Source organism: Vibrio profundum (assembly GCF_050337555.1).
Taxonomy (GTDB): Bacteria; Pseudomonadota; Gammaproteobacteria; order Enterobacterales; family Vibrionaceae; genus Vibrio; species Vibrio profundum.
Genome location: NZ_JAKJTA010000003.1, coordinates 495,287 through 514,656, shown reverse-complemented (window position 1 = coordinate 514,656; position 19,370 = coordinate 495,287). Strand labels below are relative to the sequence as shown.

General features: G+C 44.9%; 18 protein-coding genes. 16 read left to right on the top strand and 2 right to left on the bottom strand.

Annotated elements, in window-relative coordinates; all coding sequences use genetic code 11:
• Positions 1–119: 119 nt before the first annotated feature.
• The 10 genes from L4C34_RS02305 (at position 120) to L4C34_RS02260 (ending at position 9,908) form a co-directional block, all read left to right on the top strand.
• A complete protein-coding gene (locus tag L4C34_RS02305) occupies positions 120–1,700 on the top strand; it encodes an APC family permease (protein ID WP_428787717.1) in 1,581 nt (526 codons plus the stop codon).
• A gap of 246 nt (positions 1,701–1,946) precedes the next feature.
• Entirely contained in the window at positions 1,947–3,188 is a 1,242-nt protein-coding gene (gene thrS / locus L4C34_RS02300; protein WP_428787716.1) for a threonine--tRNA ligase, read from the top strand.
• 171 nt (positions 3,189–3,359) lie between these two features.
• Positions 3,360–3,821, top strand: coding sequence for a DUF6882 domain-containing protein (locus tag L4C34_RS02295; RefSeq protein WP_428787715.1), 462 nt, complete (start codon positions 3,360–3,362; stop codon positions 3,819–3,821).
• A 79-nt stretch (positions 3,822–3,900) separates the two neighbouring features.
• The gene (locus tag L4C34_RS02290; RefSeq protein ID WP_428787714.1) at positions 3,901–4,647 is read left to right on the top strand and encodes a hypothetical protein; all 747 of its coding nucleotides are present in this window, start codon (positions 3,901–3,903) and stop codon (positions 4,645–4,647) included.
• Positions 4,648–4,905: 258 nt separating this feature from the next.
• A complete protein-coding gene (locus tag L4C34_RS02285; protein WP_428787713.1) occupies positions 4,906–5,676 on the top strand; it encodes a hypothetical protein in 771 nt (256 codons plus the stop codon).
• 10 nt (positions 5,677–5,686) lie between these two features.
• Positions 5,687–6,946 (top strand): ergothioneine biosynthesis protein EgtB, encoded by a 1,260-nt coding sequence (egtB, locus tag L4C34_RS02280; protein WP_428787712.1) that lies wholly within the window; start codon positions 5,687–5,689, stop codon positions 6,944–6,946.
• Positions 6,947–6,972: 26 nt separating this feature from the next.
• On the top strand, positions 6,973–7,968 hold the full coding sequence (egtD, locus tag L4C34_RS02275) for an L-histidine N(alpha)-methyltransferase (RefSeq protein WP_428787711.1): 996 nt from the start codon (positions 6,973–6,975) through the stop codon (positions 7,966–7,968).
• Positions 7,969–8,444: 476 nt separating this feature from the next.
• Positions 8,445–8,849, top strand: a complete 405-nt coding sequence (locus L4C34_RS02270) for an H-NS family histone-like protein (RefSeq protein ID WP_428787710.1) — start codon at positions 8,445–8,447, stop codon at positions 8,847–8,849.
• A gap of 237 nt (positions 8,850–9,086) precedes the next feature.
• Positions 9,087–9,338, top strand: coding sequence for a hypothetical protein (locus tag L4C34_RS02265; RefSeq protein ID WP_428787709.1), 252 nt, complete (start codon positions 9,087–9,089; stop codon positions 9,336–9,338).
• Positions 9,339–9,908, top strand: a complete 570-nt coding sequence (locus L4C34_RS02260; RefSeq protein WP_428787708.1) for a hypothetical protein — start codon at positions 9,339–9,341, stop codon at positions 9,906–9,908.
• Positions 9,909–10,109: 201 nt separating this feature from the next.
• Here L4C34_RS02260 and L4C34_RS02255 read toward each other — a convergent pair whose 3' ends face one another.
• Entirely contained in the window at positions 10,110–10,724 is a 615-nt protein-coding gene (locus tag L4C34_RS02255) for a substrate-binding periplasmic protein (RefSeq protein WP_428787707.1), read from the bottom strand.
• A gap of 288 nt (positions 10,725–11,012) precedes the next feature.
• Complete coding sequence (gene aspS / locus L4C34_RS02250; RefSeq protein WP_428787706.1) at positions 11,013–12,791, bottom strand: aspartate--tRNA ligase; 1,779 nt, start codon at positions 12,789–12,791, stop codon at positions 11,013–11,015.
• Between the two features lie 281 nt (positions 12,792–13,072).
• Here aspS and L4C34_RS02245 point away from each other — a divergent pair, with 281 nt between their 5' ends.
• From L4C34_RS02245 to L4C34_RS02220, 6 genes are all read left to right on the top strand, one after another.
• The gene (locus L4C34_RS02245; RefSeq protein WP_428787705.1) at positions 13,073–13,939 is read left to right on the top strand and encodes a DUF72 domain-containing protein; all 867 of its coding nucleotides are present in this window, start codon (positions 13,073–13,075) and stop codon (positions 13,937–13,939) included.
• 116 nt (positions 13,940–14,055) lie between these two features.
• Positions 14,056–14,784 (top strand): carboxy-S-adenosyl-L-methionine synthase CmoA, encoded by a 729-nt coding sequence (gene cmoA, locus L4C34_RS02240; protein ID WP_428787704.1) that lies wholly within the window; start codon positions 14,056–14,058, stop codon positions 14,782–14,784.
• 56 nt (positions 14,785–14,840) lie between these two features.
• The gene (gene cmoB, locus L4C34_RS02235; protein WP_428787703.1) at positions 14,841–15,812 is read left to right on the top strand and encodes a tRNA 5-methoxyuridine(34)/uridine 5-oxyacetic acid(34) synthase CmoB; all 972 of its coding nucleotides are present in this window, start codon (positions 14,841–14,843) and stop codon (positions 15,810–15,812) included.
• A 169-nt stretch (positions 15,813–15,981) separates the two neighbouring features.
• Entirely contained in the window at positions 15,982–16,734 is a 753-nt protein-coding gene (locus L4C34_RS02230; protein ID WP_428787702.1) for an ATP-dependent zinc protease family protein, read from the top strand.
• Between the two features lie 11 nt (positions 16,735–16,745).
• Positions 16,746–18,251 carry an inactive transglutaminase family protein gene (locus tag L4C34_RS02225; RefSeq protein ID WP_428787701.1) on the top strand — a complete coding sequence of 502 codons (1,506 nt, stop codon included), beginning with the start codon at positions 16,746–16,748 and terminating at the stop codon, positions 18,249–18,251.
• Between the two features lie 3 nt (positions 18,252–18,254).
• Complete coding sequence (locus L4C34_RS02220) at positions 18,255–19,226, top strand: alpha-L-glutamate ligase-like protein (protein ID WP_428787700.1); 972 nt, start codon at positions 18,255–18,257, stop codon at positions 19,224–19,226.
• Positions 19,227–19,370 lie beyond the last annotated feature (144 nt).

Below are 19,370 nucleotides of genomic sequence, written 5' to 3'. Positions count from 1 at the left end.
ACATTTCACTAGCCAATGGCTTATTGTTCTGCTCTCCAAACTACAACAGTTATTTTGTTTTAAACCCAAGAACTTGTACCCATACCATATAATAATTCAATAACTTAATAGGTTTTCGTGTGACAATTAAACGTAGTATCTCCCCTACCGCCTTACTGTTTTCATCGGTAAGCGCGATTTTAGGCTCTGGCTGGCTGTTCAGCGCCTATTTTACTTCCCAATTAGCAGGCCCTGCGGCATTGCTAGCTTGGGTTATCGGCGGCATCACCTCCATTATCATTGCTTTTGTCTTCGCTGAGCTGTGCACCGCCTTCCCTGTTACTGGTTCAAGTACCCGTATTCCATTATTGAGCCACGGTACCTTGGTCAGCTTTGTGTTTTCATGGGTGATTTGGCTATCTTATATGGCTCTTGCGCCAACGGAAGTTCAAGCAGTAGTGCAGTACCTCGCTTTCTACTTCCCAGGTTTAACCCATACACAAGGGGCGTTAACCACTGAAGGGTATATGACGGCGACCGCATTGATGCTCGCAATCAGTGCCATCAATACCTACTCGCTGCACTGGCTAATCAAAGCTAACAACGCACTCACTTATTTAAAGCTCATTATTCCTATCGTGATTGCGTTGGTTATCTTGACCTACTTCCACCACTCATCACAATTGGTTCATAAGGAAGCTGGCGGATTCGCGCCGTTCGGCATGCATGGCGTATTTGCAGCCATTACCTCTGGTGGTATCGTGTTTGCGTTCACTGGCTTTAAACAGGCAGCTGAATTGGCGGGCGAAGCCAAAAATCCAGCCAAAGCGCTACCGATTGCGATCATTGGTTCTATCGTGATCTGCTTAGTTGTATTCTTATTGCTACAAACCGCTTTCTTAACGTCTATGACAGGCCAGAATCTCGCTCATGGTTGGCATAACCTCGATCTTAGCGGCGCGATGAGCCCACTTGCAGCAACTTTGCAGCAAGATCACCTCACAAGCCTGCTACCACTGCTTTACATCGGTGCTCTAGCTGGCCCGTTAGCTTCTGGCCTTATGTATTGTAGTAGTTCAAGTCGTTCACTGTTCGGCATGAGCAAAAATGGTTACTTACCTCTTGCCCTGCAACGCATTACCCTACAAGGCAACCCAATCACTGCCATCCTCGTCAACTTTGTCGTCGGTATGTTGATGTTTGCCCCACTACCGGGCTGGGAAAAAATGGTCGGATTTTTGTCTTCTCTGATGTCCTTAACCTACGCGATTGCACCCATCGCATTGCTTGCGCTACGTAGACAAATGCCGGACATCAAGCGTCCATTCAAGCTACCATTCACCACAGTTTGGTCATGGGCTGCATTCTACATTGCGACACTCATGTCTTACTGGAGTGGTTGGGACACCGTATCCAAGATAAGCATTGCATTGGCCGCAGGCCTAGCGCTATTTTTTGGCTATCACTGCCTTACCGAACGTGGCCGTACGTTCAAAATTGACTGGAAAGAATCAACATGGATGTGGCCTTATTTCATTGGCCTATCGCTGCTCTCCTACCTAGGAAATTTCGGAGGCGGTAAAGGCATAATGCCATTCGGCGTAGACTTTGTCGTGATTGGCATCTTCTGCGCAATTATTATGACGCTGGCTATGCGCTTTAGGCTTCCAGATGACTCAACGCAACATTATGTCAGCACATTCACAGAAAATGCCGGCTAGTTAAACACAAATCACAATCTAGACAAAAAAGCAGCGGCCCAAGTCACTGCTTTTTTTGTTGGAAACGAAAAACAAAAATTAGTACTTGCCGCTTATGTCGGGATTTGATACTCATAAAGCATGAAACGAATTAATATCTGCGCCCTAAACACCACCACTACCACCACGAGCACGTTCGGGGGGTAGATTCTTACATCTTAAAAAAACCTCTGAGCGAAATCGCCGGAGGTTTTTTTATGCCTTTTTTTGTATTTCGCTCAGAGTTTAACAACGGAGAAAGTTATGAAAACTCATCGCGAAATTGCAGAACAACTCGACCTATTCCACTCAGAGCCTCAAGCGCCGGGGATGATTTTTTGGCATCCCAATGGCTGGCGATTGTCTAGAAACATTCAGGATCATATGCGGCATGTTTACCTCGTCAATAGCTTTCAGGAGGTCAACACACCCGTATTCATGAAACAGGAATTGTGGCAAACATCTGGCCATTTAGACATGTTTTCAGAAAACATGTTTTTTGGCGGTGGACAAGAAAGTCGAGAAGGTTATGTTTTAAAACCCATGTCATGTCCGGCGCATATTTTGCTCTATAAGCGCGGCGTGCACAGCCATCGCGATCTGCCACTCAAACTATTTGAATTTGGCTTAGTGCATCGCAACGAATCCTCAGGCTCACTGAATGGTTGCCTGCGAGCGCGTCAATTTACTCAAGATGATGCGCATGTGTTTTGTTTATGGTCGCAAGCTGAATCAGAGATCCGTGCCTACCTGCAACGTGCCAAATTAGTGTATGGCGATTATGGTTATCATTCACTTGAAGTTAAAATATCCACTAAGCCCGACAAAGCGTTGGGGCTCGACGAGCAGTGGCTTCAAGCTCAGGCTCTACTGGATTCCGCCTGTCAATCAGAGGGTATTGATGCTCAATACCAGCAAGGTGAAGGTGCTTTCTATGGCCCGAAAATAGAACTCTCTCTCACAGATTCCATTGGTAGAAACTGGCAATGCGGCACCATTCAATTTGATTTCAACTTACCCGAACGCTTTGATATTCATTACACAAACGAACAAGGTGAATTTGAGCAACCCGTGATTCTACACCAAGCCATGTATGGCTCCATCGAGCGCTGGATTGGTATCTTATTGGAAGTCTCACAAGGCAGCTTCCCTCTTTGGTTACACCCCACTCCCGTTGCCATCGCATCTGTCAGTGAATCACACAGTAGCTTCGTCCGTAAGTTAGAAGCAATATGCCTAGCCCATAACATCCCAGTATTGGTGGATGTGAGCCAAAGTTCCGTCTCGCGAAAAATGAAGCGATTTCACAAACAGAAAGTGCCTTTCCTTCTGACAGTCGGTGACAATGAAGTGGCAGAAAACATGGTTGCAATCAAATGCAGACAAAACGGTGAGATGACACAGTTGCCTATGTCGGAGTTAGTTGATTATTTGTTAGGTAAGCTGAGTAAGAAGGACAAAAGAATGTAATAGCACAGGGGGTATTCGGCTGATTAAACACGAAGCGTTTTTCAGGTTTCATCTCGCCGTTTCCCCCTACATTACGTAATTTGAGAAAGTGAGCTTGTGTGTGTACGCTTTCACTGGTAAGAATATCGAGAATATGCATTTTCCATCTAACTTAATAAGAATAAACACATTATGAACGATGAGCAATTTCAAAGCTTTATTGACATATGTTTCGATGAACTAGAAATAAAACAACAAAAACTTATAGATACCTTCGGCTTTGGCTCTTTTGATAAGTACGAGCTTGATCTCGATGCAGAAGAAATTGAGTTTCTTCAAGCCGATAAAGTCTGCGTCAGATCCACGATAGTACCTATCGGCAGTTTCAATTCCCTTAGTAAAACTTGGATGTGGGGTTGGGCAAATAAAGCTTATCCTGAAAGTCTAAGATTAAAATCTGCCAAACTAAAGGAGCTCGTAAAAATCACAGGGTTTGACATCTTCGGCAACGAGATCACTGAGATTGATGAAGATATGATTTGGGAAATAGCCTCTATGGCCTTGAACCATCTAAAACTTCAAGGGGTCTATCGCAGTCCTGCGAGCAATACACAGTATTTTTATGCTATAAATGGCATCCATCGTGTTGATTAAAAATAACTAAATCATGAATATCCAAGGCTTCAAATTGGCTTATTGCCTATACCTTACAGATCAAAACTTTAGACAAGCTATGATTCAATGCGGACTTAACGCACTGATGAAGGGAATTGATTCAGAGCACATGGTGTTACTTGCTAGCGCCTCCCACGATTCCAATGAGGAAGTCGTCGAGTTATTTAAAAGAGCCTGCGCCGAAGTAAGTATTCCCCTACCAAGTGAACACAATTCTAATTTTTGGCTAGCCAGAACCGCCCTAGAACTAAAATTAGGAGAAATTGAGTTACCTAACCAAAGTACTGATGAAATATTCAAAAGAAACTTACTAGTTGTCTTTTCTGAATTAAAGTTAGCATGTCAACGTGAGAGCTCGTTGACTCACTTCACTAATGAATTGGGTAAACTTCTGGAAATTACGGGCTATATTGATGATTATCAGGAATGGTTAGAAAACTTTATTGAACTTTCAAACCGTCTTGAAATCTCGCCTTGTAAACAAATAATTTGCGACGTTGTTGATCTAACCAATTACTTTTCCTACAGCTCAGCAACAAAAGATCTCGTTGATGAAAGTTATCGACTTGCGACAATGCTTGTTCAAGTGAATCAGAAACTAGAAGAAAGTGAGTGCGATGAATGCGCTAGTCACTTCATCGTATCTAAGTCTCAAATGGTTCACCTTTGCCCAGAGTGCGCGCATTACCTATATAATTACGACAATTGTGAGCACATAATGGCGGATGGCTATTGCTCGGTTTGCAAGTGGGATGGCTCAACAAGCTCATATGTCGAAATATTGAAATCGACTACCTTAAACTAAGCGCTGATCTCAGCGCTTAAGATTTCGCTACTTAGATCTTTGTCACCATTAAACTATCACCTGACCCGTTTGAGCTAGCCACTCCATCACCATAAAAGACCAAACAAAGCATTTCACCAAAAACTGTGATCTTCCCATTTGTGTAAAAGAAAATATCCGCTAAGTTTATTAGTTAATATTTAAAATGGACTTTGGTTAGCGTGATATACCAAGTAAATGAAGACGTTACCTATCTTTCATCACTAAGAAGGATAGCCATTGCAGTTTAGCTACAGTGCGTTTATGGGCGAAAGCCATTACGCAGCAAAAGGGAATATTTGCGTCGTCTCATATTTTGATACTAAGCCAGAATGCTTGCATGAGTTAATCAGTAAAGAAGATAAAACTCACTGCGTTGTATGGCGCTCTTCTTCCTCAATTCCCCTGTATGAAATCATGTGCTCTAAAGATGGGCATGTCATCGAATGTTGCGGCCATGGCTTGCTCTGCGCAGCCTCTCATCTATTCCTAACAAAACAGTATAACGAAGTCGGCTTCTTGATCAGCGGGCGCATAGTGCAAGCGAAGCAATCCATGGGGAAGATTTGGTTGCGTTTTTCTAGACTTCTCGGGGAAAAAATCACACCACCGACATGGATACATAAGGCATTTTCTTTTGAAGGGAAGAAAATTAGCTTGTGTGAAAGTGCAACGCTATATGGTGGTGATACCGGATACCTGTTACTGGAATGGCCCCAAATGACCGATCTGCGTAGCATGACGATATCTAGCGCACAAATCGTGCAAGCAACCAATCGAGCATTGATTTGTGTTGCTCGGACATCCGATCCAACTCTCCTCAATTTCAGATACTTCGCACCTCAATATGGTCCAGTTGAAGACATGGCAACGGGCTCTGCGGCACGAGTTGTCGCCAGTCACTTTGATGGCAAATTTATACTTCACCAAGTTTCAAAAGATGGCGGGCTGATGCACGTTAATCGTAGCGAAAAGCATGTCGAAGTTGGTGGTCTCTACAAGATTAACTGAGAGTATTATTGTGCTTAAAAATAAAATTAGTGAATTAATCTCTACCTTTAAAACCGTTCGAGCGTATTCATTGGAACTGTATGAATACCTTGATGCGGAAGATGTTAACTTACAAGCGTCAGAGTTTGTGAGCCCGCCGAAGTGGCATTTGGCTCACACGACTTGGTTTTTTGAAACTTTCATCCTCAAAGAATTTCTGCAAGGTTACCAAGCTAGAGATAATCACTATGAGGTCTTGTTTAACTCCTACTATAACTCCGTCGGTGATCAATTTTCCCGCCCGCATAGAGGGCTACTAACTCGACCGCTAAACAAAGATGTCTTGTCATACAGACGACACGTCGACGCCTGTATACTGAAGCTTGTATCAAACAATAGCAACCCTGAAATATTAAAACGTATGCAGCTCGGCCTCAATCACGAACAGCAACATCAAGAACTGCTGTTAACCGATATCAAGTATTCGTTTTCCCGTAATCCGACCCTACCCGCTTTTTCACAAAAAAATGTCGAGACGGTTGGAAAATCACCTGAATTAGAATGGCTGGAGTTTTCTGGCGGACTGGCCGAAGTAGGCATCAATAATGGTGACGAACCTTTTTTCTTCGACAATGAATCTCCATCGCATACCGTGTTTTTACCACCATTTCAGATGGCAAACCGATTAGTCACTAACGGCGAGTTCATGGAGTTTGTCCTTGATGGGGGCTACAAAAAGCCAGAATTTTGGCTATCTGATGGCTGGCAAGTCGTCCAAAAAAATGGCTGGGATAGCCCATTATACTGGCACGAAAAACAAGGTATCCAACAAGAATTTACTTTGTACGGCCCGCAACCATGGAATCCCAACAGCCCAGTGACCCATTTGAGCCTATTTGAAGCCGATGCATTCGCGACCTGGTCTGGGGCAAGGCTGCCCACTGAATTTGAGTGGGAGTTTGCAGTAAAAAACACCGCAATCACCCCAGAAATGCCACAAAGTTTCCACCCTCAGTACCCAACCGAACAGGACACAGCATCCACCTTATGTCAGCCATTTGGTACATGTTGGCAATGGACATCGAGCGCCTACCGACCGTATCCCGGTTTTCGCGTCGAGAAAGGAGCCATTGGAGAATATAACGGCAAATTTATGTGCAACCAATGGGTGCTCAGAGGAAGCTCGTGCGTCACTTCAACCGGCCATGCGCGGACAAGTTATCGCAACTTCTTTTACCCGCAAGACAGGTGGCAATTTACGGGATTACGGTTGGCAAAAGATTTAATTTAAAAATTAACCACGTCAAAGGAGATAACGTGAACAACCAAAGCCTTAACGCAAAACAAGATGTAAAGAACGTTTCTTTTGTATCGCTTGAGCAAGCAATTAGCGATGATAAAAACGATATTTTATCTGGCTTTATGGAAGAGCAAAAAACAATCAACGCTAAATATTTTTATGATCACCGTGGTTCAGTGTTATTTGAAAAAATTACGGAGCTGCCAGAGTATTACCTGACTCGAACAGAAAAGCTCATCATGAAAAAGCATGCCGATGAGATGGCGGAGGTATGCGGAGACGGTTGCGTACTTATTGAGCCCGGCAGTGGCAGCAGTGAAAAAGTGAGGATACTGTTAGACCACCTCCAGCCTCAATCTTATGTGCCGATTGATGTTTCAGGTGATTTTCTTGAAATGTCAGCGAAAAAACTTGGTTCAGAGTACCCTTGGATAAACATTGATGCCATTTGCGCCGATTTTTCACAATCGCTAATCTACTCCGATAACATCCCTGTAGGGCGGAGGGTTTTCTTCTACCCAGGATCAACGATCGGGAACATGAATCCGCAAGACGCCGTGGCTTTCCTGAAATTACTTAACGACAGCATCAAACAAGGAGGCGGCGAAGGTGGCATACTCATCGGCATAGACTTAGTTAAACCCGCTTCTCTACTAAACTCGGCTTACAATGATTCTCAGGGCGTAACCGCAGAGTTCAACCTTAACGTCCTTAACAATATCAACACCTTGGCTCATGCGACTTTTAATACCAATAATTTCTCTCACTTAGCTCAATTCAATGAAGAAAAAAGCCGAATTGAGATGCATTTAATCAGCCATTGCAATCATAGCGTACGAGTCGGAGAAAGCTTAGTTTCCTTCAAAGAAGGCGAGCGCATTCATACAGAGAATTCGTACAAATATACCCTGAGTGATATTGGCCGCTTAGCTGAGCAAGCAGAGCTTAAGGTTCAACGAACTTGGACAGATGAAGACTCATTGTTTAGCGTCCACTACCTCATCCCTCGCTGATTCTGTTCTACCTAAACTCTACGGATTAAAAGACACTTAAAGCTGGTTCTGCGACCCAACCTTTCGATTACGGAAGGTTTATCGCACGAACCAGCTATCAATAATTAAATCACGGCTTGTCTTCCGCCCTCCCCCATACCATCCATTGACATCACCGTATTAAGAACAGAGATCACTGGTTCGATTACACATGCGAAAAGGCCACTTAGATCATCAGACAAGGCACTTCTTCGAGCTAATTCAAGTCGGGAGAGCTTTTCAACTTGTTTCTATAACGGGTATTAAGCATTTGATGTGGAAGAAACTAAGATATTTTGCGAGAATACGCCTCCCCCGATTTCGTTTGCTAGTACACGCATCTAAAGCGACATACTTTAAGCAAACAATCGTCAACTGCATAGCTGAAAATGCAGAAGAAAAAGAACGGGGCTCTTAGGCTCCGTTCACTCCATAAATAAAGAATAATTAAAGTTAAAATGAACGAACAATTAAAAACTCTGCTAAACCTCCGCTCGCTAAGAGCTTATTCACGCGATCTATCTTTAGAGCAATTAGAAGAAGCATTTGAAAAGCTAATGACTGTTGTCGATGAACGCCAAAACGCTGAAGCTGAAGCACAAGCAGAAAAAGCGGAACAACAAGCCAAGCTCGCCGCAATTACGTCTCAAATTTCAAAAGACGGGATCGATATACAAGCGCTCTTAAATACTCTCTCTGGAGAAACGAAGAAAAAAGTCAAACGAGCGCCTAAGCCTGCAAAATATAAATATGTTGATTCTTCTGGCACCGAAAGGACATGGACTGGGCAAGGCCGCGTTCCTACCGCTATTCAAACTCAGCTAGATTCAGAAAAAAGTCTGGACGATTTCCTTATCAAATAAACATAAAATGGGGAAGAACACTCCTTCCCCATACTCACTGGCGATCTACATACGCTCTCGCAGGATAAGCGTGTCTCGAGGTAGTTGCCTGAACATTAAGCATAAACTTTGTAATAGAACCCATTTAAGCATTTTGATGACTGGAGATTTCCTGTACTCTTACTACAACTCTAACTAGGTTATCGATAATTTTAGTCATCAGTTTTCCCTAGTTCAAAACTAGTCGTGTATTTAAGAATGAAATTCCACTATCCCCACTTTGACAAACAATACCAGCACCATGAACATAAACGTTTTCGCCACTTTTATGTTGAGTTGAAACTATTGGTAGGCAATAAAGTAAAAACGTGGAACGCAAGGCGTCATAGAAAAGGCTTCAACTTAATTGGCAATGAGCACTTAGAAACAGCGAACCCGCTAGTGCTTCTTAACTTGCCTATTGCAGCACTTTTCATCATCGGCGCTGGGCATTTTATTTTTGCCAGTTGATTGCAACTGAGATGGATTACAACTTCCATTCATATCGATATTAATACCATTTTCTTTTATGGCTCTATCTTTTTTACCTCTGCTGCGTACGCTCAATATTTACAAGCGATCAATGGAACAGAAAGTGTCGACATCTCACCGAATTGGAAAGATTGGAAATGGTTTGCTATTCAGCCGCACCGTATTGGTTTTTGGTCCACGTTCACTCAGTTTTTAGGCACTGTATTATTTAATGTTTCCACGTTTTCTACTCTGCTTCCCCCCTCAAGTCATATCACTTGGTTCTTGTACTGGGTTCCAGATTTAATAGGATCGATATTATTCTTAATTTCTGGCTATTTAGTCATCATAGAAAGCGATGCTAAAATTCATTATTGGCCTAAACGTACACTATCCTCACTGATTTCTATCTTCAATTTGTGGGGATGCCTTTTCTTTATGGTGTCTGCATTCATGGCGATACCATCTTTTATCACATTTCCTATAATACTCGGCGGCTCGTTAGCCACGACTGCGCTAGGGGGAATCTGCTTTATGATCTCTTCTATTTTCTTAACTATTGAAAAGTAACCTCTCCATTTAAAGAGAAGCACTAATAGCTTGTTTGAAGGTTATGAACTGCGCCACTGATGTTAGACGCTTATTGAAGTGAATTTGTAGGTGAAAACAGTTGGGAATGGCACATGAAGTTTAGTATGGCCCATCATCAGTGTCATTTTTCAGTGGATTATTGTTCAGTCCTGTTTGGGAGAAAGTCATACACCTAATACATCATTTAAGATCGCTAGAATTATGTTCGAGTACCGTCTGTTTTCGTATAGCTTCAAGTTCACCCGATTTATCCATTAAACTGATTACGTTATCGAGTTCATCCACTAACATAGTGTTAGAGTTATGAAGATAATGGTACAAATTTATCCGCTTCAATGGTGGCTCAATGAGCATCACTTTTGGGAAGTGTGCATTTTCCTCATATGGCAATCCATGAAGTCTAGCGTTGATGACCAAATCTATCCGCTCTGCATTAAGAACTTTCATCATGTGGTTGGTATCGTTAAACATGAGAACTTTCCGAGCGTACACGCTACATTCTTCGGCGTGTTTAACTCCCCGCCTGATCCCAACACTGAAATTTGCGAGCCCCTCGCAAGAGATAACATCCAGTTTGCGAGTCGAGTAGAGAACTTGTTCGATATAATTTACCGGTGTCGGTATTCTCACTAAGTTAGGGAAGTAGTTAGTGATTGTCCAAACTCTGCTTACCTCACCATCGTATTTTCCTCGATTTGATTGCACGAGAGAACGTTTTGGAGGTAAATCAACAAACTCTAATTCAATCCCAAGCCTTTGATAAGCTACCTTTAGTACATTTTCGCTTATTGTCATGGGCAATGAGTCGCCTGGATTTGCAAGCACAATTCTTTTAGGCGTGTCTTCTGAATATATGGGCGCGGAAATTAAACTGACCAGCAGTACTAGTTGGGCTATTTTCACGACACAGTACCCCTATGGTTTAGGGTAAAGTTTAGTTTCTCATCATTTGACTCGCAAATGAGATTACCTAATTTCCATCCTTGTCTGCTGCACAAACAACAACGCCAGCGAGTAGTCGCTGGCGTTGATTTATATGCTCTATTTACTTATTACTTACAGCATAGAGCGTGCAATTGATGACTACTCGGCAGATTTCTCTTGAGCTTTTGTCACTGTGATTGCTAGCTCTTCAAGCGCGGCTGGATTCGCTTCGCTTGGTGCATTGGTCAGTAGACACGATGCTGTTGTTGTTTTCGGGAACGCGATAACATCACGGATGTTATCTGTTCCACATAACAGCATCACCAAACGATCTAGACCGAATGCCAAACCTGCGTGTGGTGGTGTACCGAACTTAAGTGCGTCTAGTAGGAAACCGAATTTCAGTTTCTGCTCGTCCGCCTCAATGCCTAGAAGATCAAATACCGCAGCTTGCATTTCTGCATTGTGGATACGAACAGAACCGCCGCCCACTTCGTAGCCGTTGATAACCATATCGTAGGCGTTTGAGTTCGCAGCTGCTGGATTCGCTTTCAGCTCTTCCGCTGTCACGCCTAGTGGCGAAGTGAATGGGTGGTGCATAGCGTGTAGGTTGCCTTCACCATCTTCTTCAAACATTGGGAAGTCAACAACCCAAAGTGGCGCCCATACTGACTCGTCGGTTAGCTCAAGATCTTTGCCCACTTTCAGGCGTAGCGCGCCCATCGCTTCTGCTACAGTGTTTGCTTTATCTGCGCCAAATAGGATGATGTCGCCTGATTCAGCGTTAGTGCGCGCAAGAATGCCTTCTACTACATCAGCGTTTAGGAATTTAGCCACTGGAGACTGCACGCCTTCTAGGCCAGCAGCACGGTCGTTAACCTTCATCCATGCCAAACCTTTCGCGCCGTAAATACCAACGTACTCACCGTAAGCGTCAATTTGCTTACGAGTCAGCTTAGCACCGCCCGGTACTCGTAGAACCGCTACGCGGCCTTTTTCATCGTTCGCAGGACCTGCGAACACTTTGAACTCAACGTCTTTGACAAGATCTGCCACGTCAACCAATTCCATTGGGTTACGTAGATCTGGCTTATCAGAACCAAAGCGACGAATAGCTTCGCTAAATGGCATGATTGGGAATTCACCTAGGTCTACATCTAGCAACTCATGCCACATATCGCGAACCATCTTCTCAGTGGTTGCACGCACTTGGTCAGCGCTCATGAAAGACGTTTCGATATCGATTTGGGTAAATTCAGGTTGGCGATCAGCACGCAAATCTTCGTCACGGAAACATTTTACGATTTGGTAGTAGCGATCAAAACCAGACATCATCAACAACTGCTTAAACAGCTGAGGTGATTGCGGCAACGCGTAAAAGCTGCCTTTGTGAACACGGCTTGGTACCAAGTAATCACGCGCGCCTTCTGGAGTAGCTTTGGTCAGCACTGGAGTTTCAATATCCAAGAAACCGTTGTCGTCTAGGAAACGACGAACAAAGCTAGAAGCTTTTGCACGCAACTTGATGCGATCGCTCATTTCAGGACGGCGAAGGTCAAGGTAGCGGAACTTTAAGCGCTGTTCTTCACTGTTGTTTTGGTTGAAGTCCAGTGGCAATACGTCAGCGCGGTTGATGATTTCTAGCGACTTCGCCAGCAGCTCAACTTCACCCGTTGCCATACCTGAATTCACTTGGCTATCAGGACGAGCGCGCACTTCACCCGTCAGCTTGATACAAAATTCGTTACGCAGCTGGTTTGCTACTTCATACGCATCAGCCATATCTGGGTCGACCACAACTTGAACGACGCCTTCACGATCTCGCATATCGATGAAAATTAGACCGCCTAAATCACGACGGCGGTTTACCCAGCCGCAAAGCTCTACTTCTTGTCCGACAAGGGACTTGTTCAGGTGACCACAGTAATGGGTACGCATAATGAATTTCCCAACTTCTATTTGATTAAATCTGTCTGCTTTTGCCATCCGAAAACGAATAGGCAAACCAAACCTTCGTTTATACGCGGAAAGCCGTCGAAAATCGACCTTCAGCGGTAAAGTTTATTGATTTTTCGCTCTAACTGGTGGATAAGAGAGCAACCCTATACCCCAACTATTTTAAAGCGAATAAAAACTGGGGGCGATTATAGCGTTAAAATGTTCAGGGATTCAAAATTCCAGTACAGTGTTTGCCATCTTTTCTTGTGTGATAAATTGTTATGTCTGATTTACCTTTAAGGCTAGGCCTTACTATGTGGTCACATTCTCAGTGGCAACAATCTTTCTACGGCAAAGGGACTCAAACGGCAGAACGATTAGAAAAATATGCTCAGGTGTTCCACTGTGTGGAAGGTAATACGACATTTTATGCCACGCCATCATCCGCCACCGTTAACAATTGGCGCGCCGCAACACACGATGATTTTCGCTTTACCTTTAAACTGCCTAAGGCCATTACCCACCAGCAATTACTGGCTACACCTTCTGGTGAGCTGAATCAGTTTCTGAGCATCATGGAGCCCTTGCACAAGCGTATTGGCCAATGGACCATTCAGCTGCCTGCCACGTTTGGCCCTGAACACTTAGATCGATTGAAAACCTTCTGCGCCAAATTTCCAGCCGATTTCCCACTGGGCATTGAAGTCCGACACATGGCTTTTTTCGCTAAAGGTGAGCATGAAAAACAGCTCAACCAATGGTTAGTCGAATCCGGCCACGACCGAATTATCATGGACAGCCGGCCCGTGTTTGCGGCGACACCTGACAACGAGACCATTATTGATGCGCAGAAAAAGAAACCACGAGTGCCAGTGCACGCCATTGCCACCGCTAGCCGCCCGATGATCCGATTTATCGGTCACCCCGATTTGGATAAAAACTCACGCTACTTTGCACCTTGGTTAAATAAGCTCTCGGCATGGATACAGCAAGGCAAACAGCCGTATGTAATGATCCATACGCCCGATAATATCGAAGCGCCGATTCTCGCCGAACGTCTGTATACCGAGCTTCAACGGCAAATTACTTTGCCAGATTTAGCGCCTTTCCCTGCCAAGCCGCCTTCTTCTCAGTTAGATATGTTTTAGCCGTTTGCACGTGAAAGATGACAAAAGCTCTAAGTTCTCATAAAATACCCGCCCTTTATGTTTGCTGATACATTACACAGCAAAACACATGTAGCCATAGCCAACGAGACAAACTGATGAGCCTAAAAGACACCATTTTCTCAGCGCCAATTAATAAGATTGGTGACTTTACCTTTGATGAAAAAGTGGCTGAGGTATTTCCAGATATGATTCAGCGTTCGGTGCCGGGCTACAGCAACATCATCTCAGCGATTGGCATGTTAGCGGAACGCTACGTAGCCCCAAACAGCCTCGTCTATGATCTCGGCTGCTCTTTGGGAGCCGCAACCCTATCTATGCGCCGCCATATTAAAGCAGAAAACTGCAAAATCATTGCCGTCGATAACTCGCCAGCGATGGTGGAGCGCTGCACCTTGCATGTCAACGCATACCGCTCAGACACGCCCGTTGACGTCATCGAAGCGGATATTCGCAACGTCACCATCGAAAATGCCTCTATGGTTGTGCTGAACTTTACTCTGCAGTTCTTAGCCCCTGACGATAGACAAACTTTGTTAGAAAAGATTTACGCAGGGTTGCGCCCAGGCGGGGTGCTGATCTTGTCTGAGAAATACACTTTCGAAAACGATATGGCTAATGAGCTATTAATTGACTTACACCACAACTTTAAGCGCGCCAATGGCTACAGCGAGTTAGAAGTGAGCCAAAAGCGCAGCGCGATTGAAAATGTCATGCGTCCCGATTCGATTGATACGCACCGTGAGCGCCTAAAAAACATCGGTTTCTCAAGCAATGAAGTTTGGTTTCAATGCTTTAACTTCGGCTCGATGTTCGCCATCAAGTAGTTGTACGTCAACCGCTTATATGTCCTGAAAACTTTTACTAACTAAGAATTGCTAAAATGTTCGATTTCGCTAACTTTTATCAGCTGATTGCCCAAGATACTCGTCTTCAGCCTTGGCTCAATACTCTTCCACAGCAGCTCACCGACTGGAACAACTCTGAGCATGGCGACATGTCAAGGTGGCTGCGCGCGCTCAACAAATTCCCGGTTGAAGCACCTGATAACATCGAACTAAAAGATGAAGTGTCGTTGCACAACAATGAAGCTATGCACGTAGGTCAAGCGAAGAAGCTAGAGAACCTACTGATGACCTTCCACCCTTGGCGCAAAGGCCCATACAACTTGCATGGCATTCATATCGATACGGAATGGCGCAGTGACTGGAAGTGGGATCGCGTTTTACCTCATATCTCGCCACTGAAAGATCGTGCGGTTTTGGATGTTGGCTGTGGTAACGGCTACCATATGTGGCGTATGCTTGGCGAACAAGCACGTTTATGTGTCGGTATCGACCCATCTCACCTATTTTTGGTGCAGTTTGAAGCCGTTCGCAAACTGATGGGTAACGATCAACGCGCTCATCTACTGCCACTCGGTATCGAACAACTACCAAAACTCGAAGCATTTGATACTGTGTTTAGTATGGGCGTCCTCTATCATCGCCGCTCACCGCTCGATCACCTCATGCAACTCAAAGACCAATTGGCCTCTGGTGGGGAACTGGTCCTAGAGACCCTAGTGATCCCTGGTGATGAGAATGCGGTTCTGGTGCCCGTCGACCGCTACGCACAAATGCGCAATGTCTACTTCTTCCCATCGGCAAAAGCGCTTAAAGTTTGGCTAGAAAAGTGCGGCTTTGTTAACGTGCGTATCGTTGATGAAAACCTCACCTCAACTGATGAACAACGCACCACAAAATGGATGACGCACAACTCACTACCAAACTACCTAGATACGAACGATCCAAACAAAACCGTAGAAGGCCACCCTGCTCCGCTTAGAGCGATTTTGGTTGCCAATAAACCTTAACCTGTGGCGATTAACTGGCCATTGAGAAGGGTAAAGCTATTCTAGTGTAAATATTAAGTAAGAATTATCATTTAACCCCTGAATACCCTAAATAGGATGCTTCACGCATCCTTTTTTCTGGGCTAAACTCTGCTGCACAAGTCGCTACCCTCCATGTCGAAGGAAATAAATGTTTAAGAGATTGATTCCCCTTGCTGCGATCAGTTTACTTTCTGGATGCTCATTGGTTAATGGCACGCAATACCACCAGCAAAATCTCAACGCAATTCACACTTCTGAAAAGAACGTTAATAACAAGATGAATGAACTGAGTTTACAGCTGAGCCAACAAGATCAGCAGCTGGCATCGCTCAACTTAAACGTTGAAGCGCTGAAAACCCAGCTTAGCACTTACCACACCGAAGCGATGAACCGCCCAGCTACGCCTGTAACCGCGACAGCCAAAACGACAAAGGAAAAGCCGATGTCAGGTGAGCAAACACCATCGAAGAAAATTACCTTAGGTGAGCTTGAGCGCGTATCCTTCGATTCGGTGAATCAGTCATTCATTGCACGAATCGACACTGGCGCTGCAACCTCTTCACTCAATGCCGCCGATATCCAAGAATTTGAAAGAAATAGCCAACACTGGGTGCGCTTTCACCTTTTTGATGATGAAAATGCCACCGAAGACAAGAATTGGATAGAAGCGCCAATTCTTAGGCATGTTAAGATTATTCAGACAAATATGGAAAAACCACAACGACGACCAGTGGTTGAGCTTTGGATTAAAGTGGGCTCAATCCACGAAAAAGTGCAATTCAACTTAGCAGATAGAACTCAGATGAAATATCCAATTTTGTTGGGTCGTGAGTTCCTGCGAGATATCGCCGTCGTTGATATCAGCCGTCAATTTATCCAGACAGACAATAAGCAAAAATAAGAAGGACGCTTATGACATCACGAATCCCATTTTACCTGTCAATACTCCTATTGGTGGGGGCGGGCATTTTACTCAGCGTATTCCGACATCAACATTATGGTGTGCCATGGCTACCGGGAGAAAGCAGACAGGTGTGGGATGTGGAAGCACGTGTTGAGTTTTCAGCCTTAGATAAGCCTGTTTCCATCTCCCTGGCGATCCCAGATACTCAGCATGGCTATACACGTGTTGCCCGTTCTTCCTCATCACCGGGCTACGGTGTTTCGTATGTACAGTCCGATTCTGGTGAACGAGCCGACTGGACCGTACGACACGCGAAAGGGCCGCAAACTATTTACTATAAAACCCAGTTTCTCGTCGACCCACACGCCAAAGTAGACACAACCCCACCCTCAGGTGACATCCAAAAGCCAACATTCGACGGCCCTGCCGAAGCCGCGGCGATGTCTCTAATCAGCCAAGCCAATAAGTTGTCCGCCGATGACATGACTTTTACTCGTGAACTTATCAAAGCGCTCAACGACACAGAAAGCCAAAATTCATCGCTACTACTTAATGACATGAACAAGGTTCAAGCGGTTCATAAACTGCTTTCTTACGCGCAAATCCCCAATAAAGTCGTGGGCGTTATCCAACTGGAAGATGGCCGCCGCCGCCAAAAACTGCAGCACATGAATGAAGTGTGGAACGGCAGTGAGTGGCAACTATTCAACCCAAATTCGGTGGAACAGCAACTTAACCCTAACCTTCTGGTTTGGGACGAGTCTAACGTGTCTCTCTTGGATGTTGTGGGCGGGCAAAACAGCCAAGTCCACTTCTCGATGATCGAGCAAAAAGTAACAGCACAAGCTGCGACCACAGAAAAAGTGGAAGCCGATGGCCTATTAAACCTTTCAATCCATACACTACCGATTGAAGAGCAATCGATGTTTAAAACCATCATGCTCATTCCGATTGGCGCGTTCATCGTGGTCTTTTTGCGAGTGATTGTTGGTTTGAAAACCTCGGGGACTTTCATGCCAGTACTTATTGCGGTTGCGTTTGTGCAAACCCAATTACTGACCGGTATTGTCGGCTTCCTCTTGATTGTTGGCACTGGGTTAATCATTCGAAGTTACTTATCCAAACTTAACTTGCTCCTCGTGGCTCGAATATCAGCGGTGATCATTGCCGTCATAATGATTATCGCCTTGTTCACCGTATTGGCGTTTAAACTTGGACTCACCGAAGGTATGACGATCACCTTCTTCCCGATGATCATATTGTCGTGGACGGTCGAACGCATGTCTATCTTGTGGGAAGAAGAAGGCACTAAAGAAGTCTTTGTTCAAGGTGGGGGCTCATTACTCACGGCGATATTGGTTTACCTTGCCATGACTAACCCATATATCCAGCACCTAACATTCAACTTTATTGGAGTCCAGTTAATCGTACTGGCAGGCATCCTAATGCTTGGCACCTACACTGGCTACCGCCTAACTGAGCTACGTCGCTTCAAACCACTAACGGAGGATTAACGCATGTTTTCGCGATTTACTTCTCCGTCTAGGCTGCGTCATAAAGGCATTTTAGGAATGAACCAGCGTAACAATCATTATATTGGCCAATATAATGATCGCTCGAAGTTTCCAATGGTGGATGACAAACTCAAAACCAAGCTGCTCGCCGAACAGGCGGGCTGTACGGTACCGGCATTAATTGGGGTAATTAGCCACCAAGCCGAAGTTAAAACCGTTCACAAAATGGTTTCAAGCTGGCCGGGTTTTGTGATTAAACCCGCGCATGGCAGTGGCGGTAAAGGCATTCTAGTCATCCTATCGCACAAAGACGGCCAATATACCAAGCCCTCTGGTGAGGTGATCAACAAACAAGATGTTGAGCGCCACGTCTCCAACGCGTTGGCTGGGCTATTTTCTCTTGGCGGAAGAAACGATGTGGCCATCGTTGAAAACTTGATTAAGTTTGATGACTGCTTCAAAGGCTTTAGCTACGAAGGCGTACCCGATGTCCGAATCATCGTCTTTAAAGGCTACCCTGTGATGGCCATGATGCGCTGCTCAACGGCCGCCTCAGACGGCAAAGCGAACTTGCACCAAGGTGCAGTCGGTGTCGGGCTGGATATTGCTACTGGCAAAGCCATTCGCGCGGTGCAATACGACCGCCCGATTACTCATCACCCTGATACTGATAAAGACTTATTAACCTTAGAAGTTCCCCATTGGCAAAAACTGCTTACCCTCGCCTGCGGCGCATGGGAAATGACAGGACTTGGCTACATGGGCACCGATATGGTGCTCGATAAAGAAGAAGGCCCAATGGTATTAGAGCTAAATGCTCGCCCGGGCCTTGCTATCCAAATCGCCAACGGCGCTGGCTTGCTCCCTCGTTTACATCATATCGAATCACTCGGAGCCAGCTTAGAATACCCTAAGCCCGCGGAACGCGTCGCTTATGCTGCTAAGCAATTTGGCACAGTAGCGCCCCATAAATAATAGCCACCGATTCATAATAACCATCCACTTATCACAACGAGCAGCAGCTGAAACCACTTCAGCTGCTGCTCGTATCTTTACTGATTTACTCTGTCCACACCGAACATAACACCTCTCATTTGTCTATTTTAACCCGACGACTAC

Bases quoted from the DNA above. Each gene is read 5' to 3' on its own strand.
- L4C34_RS02295 (WP_428787715.1), top strand. From the start codon at position 3,360: ATGAACGATGAGCAATTTCAAAGCTTTATTGACATATGTTTCGATGAA.
- L4C34_RS02290 (WP_428787714.1), top strand. From the start codon at position 3,901: ATGATTCAATGCGGACTTAACGCACTGATGAAGGGAATTGATTCAGAG.
- L4C34_RS02270 (WP_428787710.1), top strand. From the start codon at position 8,445: ATGAACGAACAATTAAAAACTCTGCTAAACCTCCGCTCGCTAAGAGCT.
- L4C34_RS02265 (WP_428787709.1), top strand. From the start codon at position 9,087: ATGAAATTCCACTATCCCCACTTTGACAAACAATACCAGCACCATGAA.
- L4C34_RS02255 (WP_428787707.1), bottom strand. From the start codon at position 10,724: ATGACAATAAGCGAAAATGTACTAAAGGTAGCTTATCAAAGGCTTGGG.
- aspS (WP_428787706.1), bottom strand. From the start codon at position 12,791: ATGCGTACCCATTACTGTGGTCACCTGAACAAGTCCCTTGTCGGACAA.
- L4C34_RS02245 (WP_428787705.1), top strand. From the start codon at position 13,073: ATGTCTGATTTACCTTTAAGGCTAGGCCTTACTATGTGGTCACATTCT.
- cmoA (WP_428787704.1), top strand. From the start codon at position 14,056: ATGAGCCTAAAAGACACCATTTTCTCAGCGCCAATTAATAAGATTGGT.
- cmoB (WP_428787703.1), top strand. From the start codon at position 14,841: ATGTTCGATTTCGCTAACTTTTATCAGCTGATTGCCCAAGATACTCGT.
- L4C34_RS02230 (WP_428787702.1), top strand. From the start codon at position 15,982: ATGTTTAAGAGATTGATTCCCCTTGCTGCGATCAGTTTACTTTCTGGA.
- L4C34_RS02225 (WP_428787701.1), top strand. From the start codon at position 16,746: ATGACATCACGAATCCCATTTTACCTGTCAATACTCCTATTGGTGGGG.
- L4C34_RS02220 (WP_428787700.1), top strand. From the start codon at position 18,255: ATGTTTTCGCGATTTACTTCTCCGTCTAGGCTGCGTCATAAAGGCATT.